This is a genomic window from Paenibacillus sp. BK720 (assembly GCF_011761545.1).
In the GTDB taxonomy this organism is placed as follows: Bacteria; Bacillota; Bacilli; order Paenibacillales; family Paenibacillaceae; genus Pristimantibacillus.
In genome coordinates this window covers 794,094-809,827 of sequence record NZ_JAASRQ010000002.1, presented here as the reverse complement: position 1 = coordinate 809,827, position 15,734 = coordinate 794,094, and the positions used below count along the sequence as shown (strand labels likewise).

The following is a 15,734-nucleotide window of genomic DNA, read 5'->3' as shown; positions in this document are numbered from 1 at the left end:
AATATTTTATTGCGGCTGTCCGTCGCGGTATTCCTGCGGCGTCATGCCGAATGCTTTCTTAAAGGCGCTGATGAAGGAATGCGGCCGCTGATAGCCAAGCTTGGCGGCAATGACGTAGACCTTCTCGTCGCTGCGAAGCAGCATGGACTGCGCTTCCTCCATCTTCGCGCGTTGGATGTAATCACTTAAGTTTTCGCCTGTTTCCAGCTTGTACACCTTGGATACATAGACCGGATGCAGCTTCACGCAATCGGCCACCGATTGAAGCGAAATATCGCCGGTTACGTTGTCATCGATAAAGCTTCGAATTCTTTCAATCAAGGAATGGCGGTTATCCTTGGTTTCCTTGGCCATATCCTCCTGCAGCGCTTTCAGCGTGCGAAAGGCCCATTCCTTAAGATGCTGTACGGTCCGGAACGGCATGCCGGTCGTCATCTTGTTGTAATCGGTACCAAGAGTTTCGTTCAGAAGACGTCCGTTCTTATGAGCGATATAGGCATAGGCCGAAGCCATCGTGAAATAAATTTCAAGCAAATGCTCTTCGGACACGGCTATCCCGCTCTCCACACCCGTGAAGATCCGCTTATACCTCTCTTCCACCGCTTCCCATCTTGCGGCTTCGAGCAAATGAATCAATGCCGGCGGCTCGTACAGGTAGTCCAGCGACCGTATCGCTGCCGGCTCGCTTTCCTTCTCTTCCAAACGCATGAACTGCTCCGGCTCTTGCCCGATCCGGTTACGGAATGCCGTGACCGACCGGTTATAGAAGCCGGGAACGTCTTCCGGAAAAGCGCCCGCGCCGCTTACCATCATGGATACCTTTCCTTTCAGGTAGACGCCTACGGCGGATTGCAGCACCGATGCCGTGCGCTCCAGCCAGCCCGGATCATCTCCTTCCGCTGTGTCCTTAGGAGTCAGCAGGAAGATTAGATAATCATGAGCGTCCTTCGCATGCCACAGCGAGTATCGACCGCCGAACAGCTCTTCCGCCATATTGGCGACCGCGTATTCCTTCCATGACATATCCGCGCCGGCAAGCTCCGCGAAGCGGTCATCCAGCCGAACGGCCATCAGCGAAAAAAGCTGCCAATCCTGATCGCCAAGCTCTAACCGCGACATTTTTTCCAGAAGCGTCTGTCTGCTCCACAGCTTTCCCTGCAGCAGCTCCTGCAGCAGGTTTGCCCTTAAGAGCGGCAGATGCTCCTTCAGCGTATACGTCATCCGCTGGGCGGAGATAACCTCCTCCCACTCCTGCTTCAGCTTGAGAAGCACGCGTTCCACCGTTGACAGGAGATCCGCGGTCTTAACCGGCTTGAGCAGGTAGTCCTCGGTCTGGAACTGCATAGCCTGCTTCGCATAGGTGAATTCGGAGTAACCCGAGAGCAGGATGCTTTTGGTCTTCGGCCATTGCCGCTTAATCTCGGAAATAAGCTGAAGCCCCGACATACCCGGCATACGGATATCCGTAATAACTATATCGATGGAGAATTGATGAAGCTGCTCCAGCGCTTCCTGGCCGGAATACGCCTTGTACACCTGATCGATGCCGACGGATTCCCAATCGACCGTTGTGGCCAGACGGTCCACGACATGCGCTTCATCATCCACAATCAAGAGCTGGGCCATACCGCTTCCCCTTCCAACCGATTTTCGTCCAACGCTTTGGCAGTTGCCTCACTCTTCAGCCACGCAATGGTAACGACAAGGCCTTCTCCATCCGCTGCATGCCGGAAACGAAGCCCCGAGCCTTTACCGAACCGGCCTTGCAGCCGCTGATGCACGTTCCAGGTACCGCATCCGATCTCGTCGCCCATTTCCTTCTCGGCTAACAGCTCTTCCAGCCGAAGCTTTTCCTCACTGCTTAATCCCGCTCCGTTATCGGCAATCTCCAGAAGGTTATAATCTCCTTCCTGCCTTCCGGTAATGACGATGCATCCTCCGCCAATACGCCCTTCAATCCCGTGCACAATCGCATTCTCGACAATCGGCTGCAAGGTAAGACGCGGAAGCGGCTCCTCCAGCATGGCATCCGGCACCTCGATCTCGAAGGCCAGCCTTCCCATCCTCAATGTATGGATGTTCAGGTAATGCCGGACGAATTCAAGCTCCTCTCCCAAGGTCGACAGCTGATTGTCCACCTTGGTCGTGTACCGATAAAACTCAGCCAGATTTTCCGACATGGATATAACCGAATCCCGGTCTTCCATCATGGCGGAGTTGATTATAAAGAACAGCGAATTATACAGGAAATGCGGATTAATTTGTGATTGCAGCTGCTTCAGCGTCGCTTCCCTGGATCTTAACCTTTCGCTGTAAATATCTTCGATCAACCGCTGAATCTGGCCGGCCATTTCGTTGTAATGCCGAATCAGCTCGTCAAATTCATTGTTAGCCTTATAGCCGATCCGCCAGGACAAATCGCCGCCCTTCATCCGTTTGACGCCGGCGATCATCTTGGACAGCGGGATCTGGACATTGCGGTAGAGCAGAACGGAAGCCAGCAGCCCGAGCAGTATCAGAAAAGCGATAGAGCCGTAGAACCAGTTCCTAGCCTGAATGATGGGGGCTACAATCCGTTCGACCGGTACGTAATCAACCAAATACCAGCCTAACTGGCGCGATTTCGAATAACTGACCAAATACGTTTGTCCATCCATCTTCAAGAGCCGTTGGCCGCTTTGCCCAAGGCTCCCGTGACCAAGCTCCCGAATGACCTTGGCGGAGGCCGTCTCCTCATACGTGCTATTGCGGACAGGCTGCTCATTAGAGCGGAACAAGAACGGGTCGCCCCGGTTTTCCTTCTTGTACACATCAAGCATGTCGCTAATATTCTGGATGGGAAAACGGACCTGGATAACGGCCTCCGCCTCCCCAACCTTGACTGCGGCAGCCGGAACTCCTGTCTCGCGGACAAACGTGTCGATCGGATAACCGCGCGAGTTGTCCCGCTCATACGTCCAATCGTTCATGATCTTCCTGCCTGGCGACTCGACTTCGCTGCCGTTTAAGTAAATATTGGAAGAGAGGACGAGATTTTTCCGTGGAAAAGCAAAGGTTGATTCGTTGGACCATGAGCTGGATACGCTTTGCAGTCCCAGCTTTTCCGTTACTCTGGCCTGCTCCTTCAGCAAGCCGCTTTCCGGCTCGCCTGAAGCCGGGGACAGAAAATCGCGAATATGCGGATCGTCGCTTAAGATGACCGGAAACATCGACAGATTTTCCATCGTTCCATCCATTTGATCCATAAAGAAGACAAGCTTGCTCAAGCTGGACGAGCGCATTTGCTCTTCCACAACGCCGGTCGCAATCCGGTTCGAATAGCCGTATAGCAGCACAACGGGCACAAGCAGCAGGATGATGGTAAAGGCAATCTTGTTGAACATCGACAGTCGGTGCGGCATTCCGGTTATTCCGCCTCCTCATCCAGGAGAGCCTGCAGAGCGGCATTGGCCTGATCGGCCGATTGCCGGATGTCCGTCTCTCCCGTGATGACCATCTGTACGATTTTGCCTACCTGCTCCCGCGCCGCCGCTACGTCAACGGTCTGAGGACGATCGTGATCAACGCCTCCGTTAACCGTTTGCTGGAATACGGCTGCCAGTTGTTCCGGGAAGCCAATCGTGCCCCTCGGATCCCTCCATACCGACGATCTTGGTCCCGGATTACCCGCTTGCTGGGTAAGCAGCATGACGGACTTTCCGCTTGCCCATTCAATAAACGCCCATGCCGCCTCTTTATTCGGCGATTTCGGGTTGATGGCAAGCCCCCAGGACGTAATGTTGTACGGCATGGAACCTCTTGTCCCCGAAGGAAACGGCGCAAAGCCGACATTTTCCCGAACCTTTGACTCTTCCGTATCAAGCGCGCGGTAGATCGAATTGGCATCGGTATAAAGCGCGGCTTTCCCTTGCGCAAAAAAGGCGCTTGCCTGAGGCCATGACATGTTGATCGCATTAGGCGGCCCGTAATTTCGGAGCAGTCCGCCATAGGTCTTGAAGGCTTTTATCGCCTCCGGAGAATTAATGGCTGCTTTGCCGTTCTTGATAAAGTCGCCGCCTTCGGAGTATAGAAACGACGAGACCTGCGTCACTAGCGGACTCCGCTGTCCTCTGGCCACAAAGCCGTAAATACCTTGCTCCGGATGATTCAGCCTCTCTGCCGCCGCTTCAAGCTCATCGATGGTAGCGGGAACCTTAATTCCCGCTTCCTTCAGCAAATCCTTGCGGTAATACAATATTTGTTGCTCCGTCACAATCGGAATGCCGGCCAGTTTGCCGTCTACCGTTGAAGAACGGATGGATTGCGGCGAGAAATCGCCCAAATCATATTCCGCATCCTGATTGGCATAAGCATCAAGCGGTTCAAGCCAGCCGCTCTGGAAGAACAGCTTTCCTTCCTGCAGCGGCCGGTACATGAACACATCCGGCGTCTCCGAGCGCGCCGTGAATTGTACCGTCAGCTTCTGTGTCAGCTGATCTTCGAAATAGCCCTGGATCCGCACGTTAATGCCGGTTTCCTTCTCGAACTGGGGAATTAACGGCTTAATGACGTCAACCCATGGGTGGGATCCGGTCACGAACGTAATCGTTTTGCCTTCCAATCCCTCCCCGGGCTTTGCTTCACGGTCTGCGTTACCCGGCTGTTTCCCCGGACTGTTACTGCATCCGGTTAATGCTGCAACGACCAATAATCCGGCCCATCCGGTCTGTAAGAGCTGCAGCTTTTTCATGCCTTACTCTACTCTCCTTCAAGCGGAATCGGCCTTGCCTCAAGAAGCAACGTCGATTTGCGTCGAAAAATTTTATTAAGCATCTTTAACATTACTGGATCGCGGGTTTAGGCGATATAACGAATACTTAACATTGATAACGAATCCTAAAGATCGGCTTTAGCTTTACCTATTATTGTCTATTCGCGAAATATCATGTTATTTAAGTTTGCAAACTATAGAAAATTAAAGGTCCGGCTTATCCTCCCGCACGTCAAAATCAGGCAGCCGATCATGTCGATCGGCTGCCTGATTTTGACTTTATCCAACTATGCCTAACCATTGCTGTCAATAAAAACAGCAGCGGCAATACGAATCCGAAGATGAACGCACAAATCGTCCAGACGTATCTGTCAAATGAAATGAAGTATCCCATATCTGGAGCAATGATGATGGACGCCGCAAGAATGAGCATGCCAATCGGGAATATAAGCGGATGGTATTCCCCCAGCTTGAAGCTTTGAGAGAAGGTTTGAATCGTCATATAAAAACAAACGATCAGCTTGCAATAAATGGTGACGAACCAAATAACCGCTATGATCACTTCAACCCTTTGCAGGAACTCTCCGATTTTAATGATTTTAGCCAACTCGAAGCTGGCATACAAATTATTTGCCGTCATCTCCGAACCCATTACGAGCAGACATAGTGTTGTAATGGCAAGCAATACAAGCCCTCCAAGAAGCATTCCTTTGACGAATGCTTTACCGCCTTCCCTTGGATCCTCGACATGAGGCAAAATCATAAGAAATAATACGTATTCGAGACAGGGAAAGCTTACGTAGGAATAAGTCGCATTGAGAATCGGCGAAATTCCGTTGCTTAATACAGGTTGTATTTGATTGAATTTAATCTCCGGCATGAGCAAAATGACGAATATAATAAACAATATGATAATAAAGGGATAAAAAATATCCATTGTCCTTGCTAGATTAGATAGGCCATATCGGATACCTATAGCAACGATCAGCAGATACACCAAATGGATCGCCGTAATAGGCGTTTCCGGAAACATGGATGCTGTTAGAAAGTCGCCAAGATTCCGCAGGACGAGCGTAGTTAAGAGAAAGGAATACAGAAACAGGGAAAGGGAAAAAAACATGCCTATCCATTTCCCGAATAAAACCATGCATATCTCCACGATCGTTTTTCCCGGAACCAGACGAGCCAACGCAAGATAAAGGCCGATTAGAAGCAGTGCCGCCATAGTCCCGAGCAGAACCGGTGTCCATGCATCGTTTTTTGCATCGGAAGCCAGCGCGCTCGGAACAAGGATAATGGAGGTTCCAATCGTAAACAAGAAAACCATTTTTTTGAACTGAGTGGCTTTAATCTTCGCTTCCCCCATTTACGATACCTCACTCTCCTCGTATTGCCTTACCCATGGGTTCGAATAGGATTCTAAGCGGTTCTGCCGGGCTCGGAACTTCGATTCCCGCAAAAATGCAAATCATTATCCCTAACCCGATAAACAGCATAGTGAAAAAGGCGACTATCGCCCGTGCAGAACCTTGCTTTCTCAATCCGGGCCATTCATAGGCGACAATAACAGCACTGACTGCTATGACAGCTGTTATACCAAACATGACCGCTACTCCTTCATCCGTTCGCTGAATGATTTGGTTGTCTTGAACATTTGTTTCACATTGACCTTCGGTTGAATCTTAATCTGTATGGTGGGAAACACGCTATCCCATTCGCTTTTTGCTTTTTTCCAATACTTCGGGTATTTACGCTCGAATAGTGCGCCAAATCCAAAAATGTCGGAATTGTACCGGCTGCTCTGCATCTTCTGAACGGCCGATGAAATATAACTTTTTATTTGGGCGTTGGAATTGTTCTCTACTTGCGTGATCGTTTCCGGTTTCGTAAAATCCAGCGGACACTGAGCGTCCGTTACGATTCCGTCAGCTTTGACGTCAATTTGGACCAACGGTTTCCCGTCCTTGATAAAGGCTTTCATCTTGGACTTCGTGCGCACCAGCTCAACCGTCAACTTACGGTCACTATCCGGACATGGTTGAAGCAAAGATGTGCTGGTAATTTTTCCCTGAGTGAAATTGTAGCCGAAGCTTTCTTTTTCGTTTAACCAGCCAATTAACTTATCTTTCTTAAAGACAGCAAGCCCTGCAAACACAAGGCGAGCGCTTGGAAAGACCTTTGTTGTATTGCTCAGGTTGTTTCCTTTTTCGAAGGAGCCCTCGAGCCGTAGCCCGGTCAGAACCGCTTCTCTGCTCTTACTGATCAGGTTGGAAGTAAAATCGCGAAACTCTACGGCTGTAGTCCCTCCCCATGCTTTTGCGGATACTTCGAGTGAGTTTTTTAGTTTTGTCGCGGGAGTTTTCTCCAATGGCGTGGAAATTCTCAAGACATCCCGTGCTTCCGTTTCTCGAGCCACGATGACATAAAAATCGCTTCGGTATTCATGATCTCTCGAAATATGATCCAGCACTTTGGTCACCCCTTCTCTGGCAAAATCCTCACCCAATATCAGCATCTGCAGCTGCCCGACATATATTTTCCTCGTACTTCTTCTTGTCATTTTCCTTGCCGCTTCTTGAAAACTTCCCCCCGACTCCTGAAATAAGTTAACCGGAGCGCTCGTTGAAGAACGGTTGCTTTGCCCGGATATTGCGCCCGCATTAAGGATTTGATCGGAGAGGATTATTCCATCCCCTTTTTTGTCCACGCCAACGGCTACGGATACGGCTAATTCATTCAGCTCACGCCGGTTCCAGCATCCTGAAAGCATAAAGCAGCTCATCGCGGCTACCAGCACAATAATGACTGTTCTCAATTTACTCCCCTTCCCTTTTCGATGTAGGAGTGTCCCTATCAGCATGATTACCGCCAGCGTTTTCCTTCAAATTGGCCATGCTCACCTTTTTCCGCATGATCCACCAAGGAGCACGCAGCAATGTATCTCTTTGCATGGAAACATTCACAGGAGCAAATGGCGACAAGTAAGGAATCCCGAAAGATCGCAAATGGCATAAATGCTGAATGATAAAAATCAGCCCAGCCACAACACCGAATAAACCAAAACAAGCCGCAATACCCATCATCCCGAATCTTAACATCCTAATCGAGATTGCCATGTTATAAGCGGGCATGGTAAAACTTGCAATCGCCGTGATGGATACGACAATAACCATGGCAGCCGATACGATACCTGCTTGAACTGCAGCTTGGCCAATGACCAGCGCCCCTACAATTGAGATAGATTGGCCGACTGCTCTAGGCAGCCGTATCCCGGCTTCGCGCAGTAATTCAAACGTCAGCTCCATCATCAAGGCCTCGATAAAGGCGGGAAAGGGAATGCCTTCCCGCTGCGCCGACAAACTGATCAGTAATTGGGGCGGCAGCATATCATGGTGAAATGTCGTAATAGCGATATATAGGGAGGGCCCAAGCAATGCGATTATAAATGCAAAGTAGCGAAGCCAACGGATGAAAGTAGAAATGTCAAAACGTTGGTAATAGTCTTCGGCAGCTTGAAAAAAATGCGTGAATAAAGCCGGAACCATCAGCACGAATGGTGTACCGTCCACAATGATTGCGACGCGACCCTCGAGCAGTCCGGCGGAAATGACATCGGGTCTTTCACTGTTGAATACGGTCGGAAAAACCGTAAATTTATTATCTTGAATCATTTCCTCGATGTATCCGCTCTCCAATATCCCGTCGATCTCAATCCGTTTTAATCTTTCTCGGACTTCATCTACCACCTTGTTGGAAGCGATTCCGTTAATATAAATAATCGCAACCCTCGTCTTCGTAACCTGACCGATGCGGTAGTGTTCAGACCATAGATTTGGATTGACGATTCTCCGCCGTACCAAAGCGATATTTGTTGTCAGGCTTTCTGTAAAACCATCCTTCGGTCCGCGAATCACGGTCTGGGAGGTTGACTCTTCTACGCCTCGCTCTTCCCATCCTTTAGATGCAATCAGCAACCCGCGGTCGTACCCATCGCATAGGAATACGGTATCCCCGGATAACAGACCAGTTAATAGAGTGTTTAGGTCGTCGGTCTCCTGGATCCCTCCTATAGGCAGCCGGTGTTGCTTGAAGATATCCATTAAACGATCCTCTGTTGCATCCGAAAAAGGGACCAAGGGAGACATGATAAACTGATTGATGAATTGGTTATCTACTAGTCCGGCTACAAATATTAAAGCAGCTTGACAGGATCCGAAATTCCATTCGCGAATGATGATATCCGGACTAGAGTTGGTTTCTTTTTTGAAAAAATCCAAATTTCCCTGAAGATCGGAATGCAAAGTTATCGGAATCCCATTTTCCGGCGGCATGCTTGAAGACCTCATTTGTTTCACCCCAACTTACTGCAGTTTTAATAGTGTTTCCTCTAATTACCATTATTTATGCAACAAAAAAAGACGAACCCCGGGCAGGTCCGCCAACAATTATTCCAGTCAAATATTCATAAATTCACACATAAAAACTTCTAAAAACAATATCCTGATCGTAGTTGCCAAAGCCCTTTCCGTACAGGGTTAGTCCTCCCCGCCCGCGCCCCGTATCTTCCGCCGCGATGCGGAATGTCCAGTTAATTGCACCCGTTCCGACATCTCTAAGACCCACGTCCGATATTTTCAAACCGTCGATATACGAGCCGCTCTCCTTGACCCGGAGCACCTTCAAGAGGCCGTACTGATTAACGTCGCTGGACCACCAATCCGGTGTGAGCCTTCCCCTTGTTTTCCCGAAATCTCCCGGGCTTGTCCATACGCCAAGCGATCTGCCGTTGAGACTGAAATGGATATCCGACGGCCAATTCTCGTTTACGCGGGGAGCCTCGGAGCCGATTTCGAAGGAAATTTCGATCTCGTGCAGCCGTTGATCCTTATACAGATAATTAGGAATTTTGTATTCCACCCAGCCTCTTGCAAGCCACAGGATTCCCGCGTTTACCCTCTCCGGGTCCATGAAGCAGGCCGGATTATCGTACTGCCCGATCATTTTCTCCGTTGTTGCAACCCCGCAGGTTGGCCATGCCTCGTAGTTGGTGTAGTGGCCGATTGGCACGGACAGCCCATGAAAGCTTAAGGACGAGGAAATATTGGGAGACAGCTTGATCTGAAGAAACTCAGACTTGATATAACAATACTTATAAGTTCCTCCGTCAATCCGCTTCATCTTGCTGCCGACAATTCCCGCTTGTTCCAGCTTGCGAATATGGCCGCTGATGACCGCGCTGCTAAGAAACATCTCGGAGGCGAGCTCCTTTACATGGCGCTCCCTCTCAAATAATTTATCGATAATTTTTAAACGCACCTCGCTCGCCAGCGCTTCATAAACCATTAACGACTCCGCATTGGTGGACAGCATCTTATCACCTCAGTAGGATTTTGTTTTTACAAAATCCTAAAACTTATTGTTGTTTGCTATTACCTATTATGTTACGAATAATATAGGATTTCAACCCATACGGATTTTGTTTTTCCCTAATTCTAAAGGAGGCTTTTCCATGACTATTCGTTCCAGCATGCTTATTGACAAGAACTTTACCGTCTCCCCCGTTGATCCCCGTGTATACGGTTCCTTTATCGAGCATTTGGGCCGCGCCGTATACGGCGGCATTTATGATCCGGGACATCCGACGGCTGACGAGAACGGCTTCCGGCAAGATGCCATTGAAGCCATCAAAGCTTTGCAGGTCCCTATTATCCGGTATCCGGGCGGCAACTTTGTATCGGGCTACAATTGGGAGGATGGCGTTGGGCCGAAGAGCGAGCGGAAACGTCTGCTTGAGCTGGCCTGGTGGACGACGGAAACCAACGAGGTAGGCACCAACGAATTCGCGGATTGGGCCAAGCTGGTTGGAACCGATGTCATGATGGCGGTGAATCTCGGTACGAGGGGAATGGATGCGGCTAGAAATCTGGTTGAATACTGCAATCATCCCGGCGGTACTTATTGGAGCGACCTGCGGATTTCTCACGGCTACAAGGAGCCTCACCGATTCAAAACCTGGTGCCTGGGCAACGAAATGGACGGTCCGTGGCAGATTGGCGCCAAGACGGCCGTCGAATACGGAAGGCTCGCCAATGAGACCGCAAAGGTAATGAAATGGGTTGACCCGTCGATTGAGCTTGTAGCCTGCGGAAGCTCCAGCAGCGGCATGAGTACCTTTGCGGACTGGGAAGCAACCGTACTAGATCTTACTTATGATCAGGTGGACTACCTGTCTCTTCATACTTACTACAATAACAATAATAACGATACGGCGAACTTTCTTGCCAAATCGCTCGATATGGACCAATTTATCGACAGCGTAGCCGCGATCTGCGACTATGTGAAAGCGAAGAAACGGAGCAAGAAGACAATCATGCTCTCGCTTGACGAATGGAACGTATGGAACACGATCGGTACCAGCCGCGCCGACGAACGCTGGCAGATTGCTCCTCCGGAGTTTGAAGATGTGTACACGCACGAGGATGCTCTTGCGGTCGGCTGCTTCCTGATTACGCTGCTTAAGCATGCGGACCGCGTCAAAATGGCCTGCATTGCCCAATTGATTAACGTTATCGCGCCAATCATGACGGAAACGAACGGCGCGATCTGGCTGCAAACGACTTACTATCCGTTCTTGCATGCGTCGAACTTCGGACGGGGTACGGTGCTGCAAGCGGTCATCTCTTCTCCGAAATATGATTCCAAGGACTTCACCGACGTTCCTTATCTCGAAGCGATCAGCGTCCACGACGAGGAGCAAGGTCTGATTACGGTCTTTGCCGTTAACCGCCATCTGGAAGAGCGAATGGAGCTGAGCCTGGACCTCCGCAGCTTTGGCGAGGTCAGCGTTATCGAGCATATCGTCATGGAAAGCGAGGATTTGAAAGCAACAAACACCAAGTCCAATCCTCGCAATGTCGTTCCGCGTGCCGGAGGCCGCACTACGGCAGATAACGGCAGCGTTCAAGCTATCTTGGGTAAAGCTTCCTGGAACGTGATTCGCTTGCAGACGAAAAAGGGATAATACGAAAGGCAGCCGCAGCGGCTGCCTTTTTTATGCCTTTTGCATGCTTTTTTTACGGATAGAGCCTATTATGAGCAGCAATAATGGAACTCCAACGAGATTGATGGGAAAGATCCAATCATGCCAGATCGTTTTCGCATAATCCATCGTATCGTTTGTGTTCCGGGGCAGAAGCGACAGGACAAAGACGATTGGGGCAATCCACCATATCGTCCGTTTCCAATTGTTAATGCGGAACAGCTGCGCAGTGCCGTAGCTGGTGATAAACATATAAAGAGACAACTTAGTGAAGATGCTGATGATCCAGAGCAATACAATTAAAATATCCAAGTTTTGTATAAATTCCATCACGGAAATAAAGGAGACGACGGAACAAAGAGGGTAAATAAATTTAGCCGGAAGGTTGGGTCCCATAACCATGATTATAGTCAAGGTCATGCTTAATATTGCGATTGAAGCGGCAATTACGCCAAGCATTGAGCATTTCAAGAGCTGCTGCGGTTTCTTCATAAAAGCTACAAGCATGACGACCATAAAGGATTCCGCCAGGAAAGAGGCAGGCGTTAAGCTTCCTTTAAGAATAGGCAGTAATCCCGTGTTGGAATATACCGGAAGCAACCTTAACCAATCCCAATCTTTCATGCTAAATAGAATAATAAGGACACTGCCTGCAGCGCTGACAGGTCCGATTATTTCACTGCTGCGTGCAATACTTCTGAGTCCGCCGCTATAGGTAGCATATACAACAACCAATAACATAATGAGAATAACCACCCAAAGCGGTGTCGATGTGAATAAGGTAATAAACACGAAATCTGCAAATTCCCTCAGAATTACCCCTGTAACCGTAAACCACATAAAAAAGTATGGAAGCAATATCAGCTTCCCGAGCCATTTGCCAAGGATCGTTTGACTGGATTGGATAAAGGTCTGCCCCGGATAGAGCAGACCAAGCTTTACGGCGATATAAGTGACTGCCAACGCAAGCAAGGACGCGAAAATGATCGATATCCAAGTGTCCTGCTTAGACTGAAAGACGGCAGGAGATAGAGTAAAGATGGCCGTCATTCCGTATTCCATCGTAAACATAAGCCAAAACAGCTGATACCCGGAAATTTTCATGATCTGATCTCACTTTCTTTATATTGAAGCGGAGGTCCAACCAGTCCCACATATTTCAGGTTGATTTTGACCCGAACGTGTACATCGATTTCCGGAAAAATCGTATCCCATTTCCCTTTTATTTCATTCCACACCGCGGGATGCTGGCGGTTCACGATTTGATTAAAGCCAAATACATCGGCTTTAAATTGCTTCTGAACCTTGTTAACCATCGCTTGTACATGTTCGCTCATCCGCTTGTTTATTTCGGCTTGGATAAGCTTTACGTTGTGCGATTCGTTCAGGTTAAGTGTGGTGTTGTTTTCCGAAACATGTCCCGCTCCTGTCAATTCGATATCCATCTTTATCTTATTTGTTTCTATTATGCTGCTGGTTAACTTGCTTCCAAAGTGATGGAGAACGACCCCGACGTCCCCTCCCGCCTCTGGAATCGTTTCCGAAAAGTCTAGATAGCTTATCCTCTGAAGGATCCATTGCCGGTAAGCGCCTTCGACGAAATTCAAATAGCCGATCATCTTAAAGTCATGGTTAAAAATCGCGCGGCCATAAAAACGAATCGTTTCTTGCGGAGCATCTTCCTGGACAATATCAACAACCGGCAAGGTCGGGCTGCTGCCCTCTTCGCTTGCCGCCATCATAAAATCGATATAAGAGGTGCCTGTCGTTCCTCCCACCGCTTTGTGAATTTTGACGGATGCGACAGAAGGGATCTTCTCCAAAGGATATTGTACCTTTAAGGCATCCAATCCCCGTCCCCCCTTAACGACCCAAATATCCAGCCGGATCCGATTGCCGGGATCACGGGAAAATCCGTCTAGTAGGTCCTTGATCCCGCGTTTAGCCAGCTCCTCGCCAATATAATAATTTCTTCTGTGACCGCGGGTAATGATGCGTGAAAGCTTCTGCCGCGTTTTTTGAATGGCTTCAGTAAGCGATTTCCCGGTGCCCGTTTCGATAAAGTAAGGCTTTCCATTGCTGGATTGTCCGGAGACTCTCGATGGAATGATGAATTGACCTGCAGATAAATAGGTGCCGTTCTCCAATAAATCGGTCGAGGCAGCAAGGTCAAATGCCCTGTCGGAAAGCTCTTCCCGGTCCCAGCATCCTGTAAGAAGAAGGGCGAAACAAAATAACAGACTAAGACAGACTGAAAGGCGGAATTTCACTGCGCGTCGTCTCCTTGGGTGCCAGGTTTTTGACCTCTGGGAAAGCGTCGCTTATGGCGCTTTGATCCCGATAACGGCAAGGAATGCATGCTCCATCTGGGTGCACGGATGAGAACATCCTTGAGTTCCTCTTTAGATAAGGGAGATATCGGGCTTAAATAAGGCACTCCAAACGACTCCAAATTCGTGAGGTGAATATGAAGCAATAACGTGGCCATCGTAATGCCGTATAAGCCAAACATACCCGAAAAGAGAAGCATCGGAAATCGAAGCATTCGAAATGCGATCCCCATGCTGTAACGAGGAGTTATCAACGAAGCGATACCCGTTATGGAAACCACGATAACCATCGGAGCCGATACAATCCCTGCTTCAACGGCTGCCTGTCCGATCACGAGAGCACCTACGATGCTGATAGCCGAGCCTGTGGGACGCGGCAAACGGATGCCGGCCTCCCTAAGGCCTTCGAACAGAAATTCCATGAGAAATGCTTCAATAACGGCGGGAAACGGTACTCCTTCACGCGCCGAGGTAATGCTGAGCAGGAAATTCGCAGGCAGCAATTGCGGATGGAAGGTGGTAATGGCGACATACATGGAGGGCATGAATAAGGAACCGATGATCAAGATCATTCGCAGCCAGCGAATCATGGTGGCATACAGAAATCTCTCGTAATAATCATCTGCGGATTGGAAGGCATTCCAAAGCGTGCATGGTGCGATAAGGACAAAAGGAGATCCGTCCACGAATATCGCTACCTTCCTCTCTGCAAGATAAGCTGCTACAATATCCGGCCGCTCCGTGTTCTGGATTTGCGGAAAGAAAGTGAACGGATGGTCTTCAATAAATTCCTCGATAAAATTGCCGCCAAGCACGGTATCGATTTGAATTTCGCCAATTCGCTTGCGAACCTTTTCGACAACCGATTGATTTGCGATACCTTCCAAATAACCGATTACCACGGTTGTTCGGGACAAGCTGCCCAATGTCACCGATTCCATCTTAAGCTTTGGACTTTGGAGTTTCCGGCGAACCATGCTTGTGTTAATGTTAAGGTTTTCCGTAAAGCCTTCTCTTGGTCCCCGGAGCGTAATTTCATTGGAGGGCTCCTCGACAGCTCGATGCTCGAAGCCCTTCAAATCCGCAATAATCGCATTTGCCGCACGTTCTGCTAGAATAACGACATTCGCAGTTAGGATGCCTTGCACGATCGTATCGATATTTCTGGCAGTTGCAGTCTTGGAGACGGCTACCAGCTGCTGCTCCAGGATAGCGTCTACTTTGTCTGTATCGTTTAACTTAATAGAAGGAAATCCAAGCATCCAGGGCTTCAACAGGATTTGATCCAGGGCTATGGTGTCTACGAGACCATCCATATAGATTAATAAAGCATTGATTTGACCGAATATTTGTATACGCCGAAAAACGATATCATAGCAGTTGCTGAATATCCCCTTAAGCGTCTGTTCATTTATTTCTAGAGATTCATTTAGCTCTGATTTGGAGCTAGCTTCGATAAACATGCAGCACCTCCCCAACTAAGAAAATGAATATGCTCATGTTTACCTTCTTGCCGGGGTTTTAAACGTTCGATAGAGTTGCGACCAAAGAGCTTGCAAACAGGTCGTAAGAATAATAACTGTCAAATTGATGGAACATAATGGTCATGGTCAAT

11 protein-coding genes are annotated in these 15,734 nt (G+C 49.0%); 1 reads left to right on the top strand and 10 read right to left on the bottom strand.

Annotated elements, in window-relative coordinates:
* Window positions 1-6: 6 nt before the first annotated feature.
* From FHT67_RS10375 to FHT67_RS10345, 7 genes are all read right to left on the bottom strand, one after another.
* Window positions 7-1,626 (bottom strand): response regulator transcription factor, encoded by a 1,620-nt coding sequence (locus FHT67_RS10375; protein ID WP_132305881.1) that lies wholly within the window; start codon window positions 1,624-1,626, stop codon window positions 7-9.
* Window positions 1,611-3,401, bottom strand: a complete 1,791-nt coding sequence (locus FHT67_RS10370; protein ID WP_167197888.1) for a sensor histidine kinase — start codon at window positions 3,399-3,401, stop codon at window positions 1,611-1,613. Before FHT67_RS10370 ends, FHT67_RS10375 begins: the two co-directional genes overlap by 16 nt.
* A gap of 5 nt (window positions 3,402-3,406) precedes the next feature.
* The gene (locus FHT67_RS10365; protein WP_167197885.1) at window positions 3,407-4,729 is read right to left on the bottom strand and encodes an ABC transporter substrate-binding protein; all 1,323 of its coding nucleotides are present in this window, start codon (window positions 4,727-4,729) and stop codon (window positions 3,407-3,409) included.
* 271 nt (window positions 4,730-5,000) lie between these two features.
* Entirely contained in the window at window positions 5,001-6,116 is a 1,116-nt protein-coding gene (locus FHT67_RS10360; protein WP_167197882.1) for a GerAB/ArcD/ProY family transporter, read from the bottom strand.
* A gap of 243 nt (window positions 6,117-6,359) precedes the next feature.
* Window positions 6,360-7,610, bottom strand: a complete 1,251-nt coding sequence (locus FHT67_RS10355; RefSeq protein WP_279591535.1) for a Ger(x)C family spore germination protein — start codon at window positions 7,608-7,610, stop codon at window positions 6,360-6,362.
* Window positions 7,567-9,081 carry a spore germination protein gene (locus tag FHT67_RS10350; RefSeq protein WP_243867052.1) on the bottom strand — a complete coding sequence of 505 codons (1,515 nt, stop codon included), beginning with the start codon at window positions 9,079-9,081 and terminating at the stop codon, window positions 7,567-7,569. Before FHT67_RS10350 ends, FHT67_RS10355 begins: the two co-directional genes overlap by 44 nt.
* A gap of 139 nt (window positions 9,082-9,220) precedes the next feature.
* A complete protein-coding gene (locus FHT67_RS10345; protein WP_167197874.1) occupies window positions 9,221-10,120 on the bottom strand; it encodes an ArsR/SmtB family transcription factor in 900 nt (299 codons plus the stop codon).
* Window positions 10,121-10,259: 139 nt separating this feature from the next.
* On the opposite strand from FHT67_RS10345, the gene arfA reads away from it, so the two are divergent.
* The gene (gene arfA / locus FHT67_RS10340) at window positions 10,260-11,771 is read left to right on the top strand and encodes an arabinosylfuranosidase ArfA (protein WP_167197871.1); all 1,512 of its coding nucleotides are present in this window, start codon (window positions 10,260-10,262) and stop codon (window positions 11,769-11,771) included.
* 30 nt (window positions 11,772-11,801) lie between these two features.
* Here the strand turns inward: arfA and FHT67_RS10335 are convergent, their stop codons facing one another.
* The 3 genes from FHT67_RS10335 to FHT67_RS10325 are packed head-to-tail and all read right to left on the bottom strand — an operon-like array spanning window position 11,802 to window position 15,582.
* Window positions 11,802-12,893, bottom strand: a complete 1,092-nt coding sequence (locus FHT67_RS10335) for a GerAB/ArcD/ProY family transporter (RefSeq protein WP_132305897.1) — start codon at window positions 12,891-12,893, stop codon at window positions 11,802-11,804.
* Window positions 12,890-14,059 carry a Ger(x)C family spore germination protein gene (locus tag FHT67_RS10330; RefSeq protein WP_167197868.1) on the bottom strand — a complete coding sequence of 390 codons (1,170 nt, stop codon included), beginning with the start codon at window positions 14,057-14,059 and terminating at the stop codon, window positions 12,890-12,892. The genes FHT67_RS10335 and FHT67_RS10330 overlap by 4 nt, the downstream gene beginning before the upstream one ends.
* Window positions 14,056-15,582 carry a spore germination protein gene (locus FHT67_RS10325; protein WP_167197866.1) on the bottom strand — a complete coding sequence of 509 codons (1,527 nt, stop codon included), beginning with the start codon at window positions 15,580-15,582 and terminating at the stop codon, window positions 14,056-14,058. Before FHT67_RS10325 ends, FHT67_RS10330 begins: the two co-directional genes overlap by 4 nt.
* Window positions 15,583-15,734: the final 152 nt, after the last annotated feature.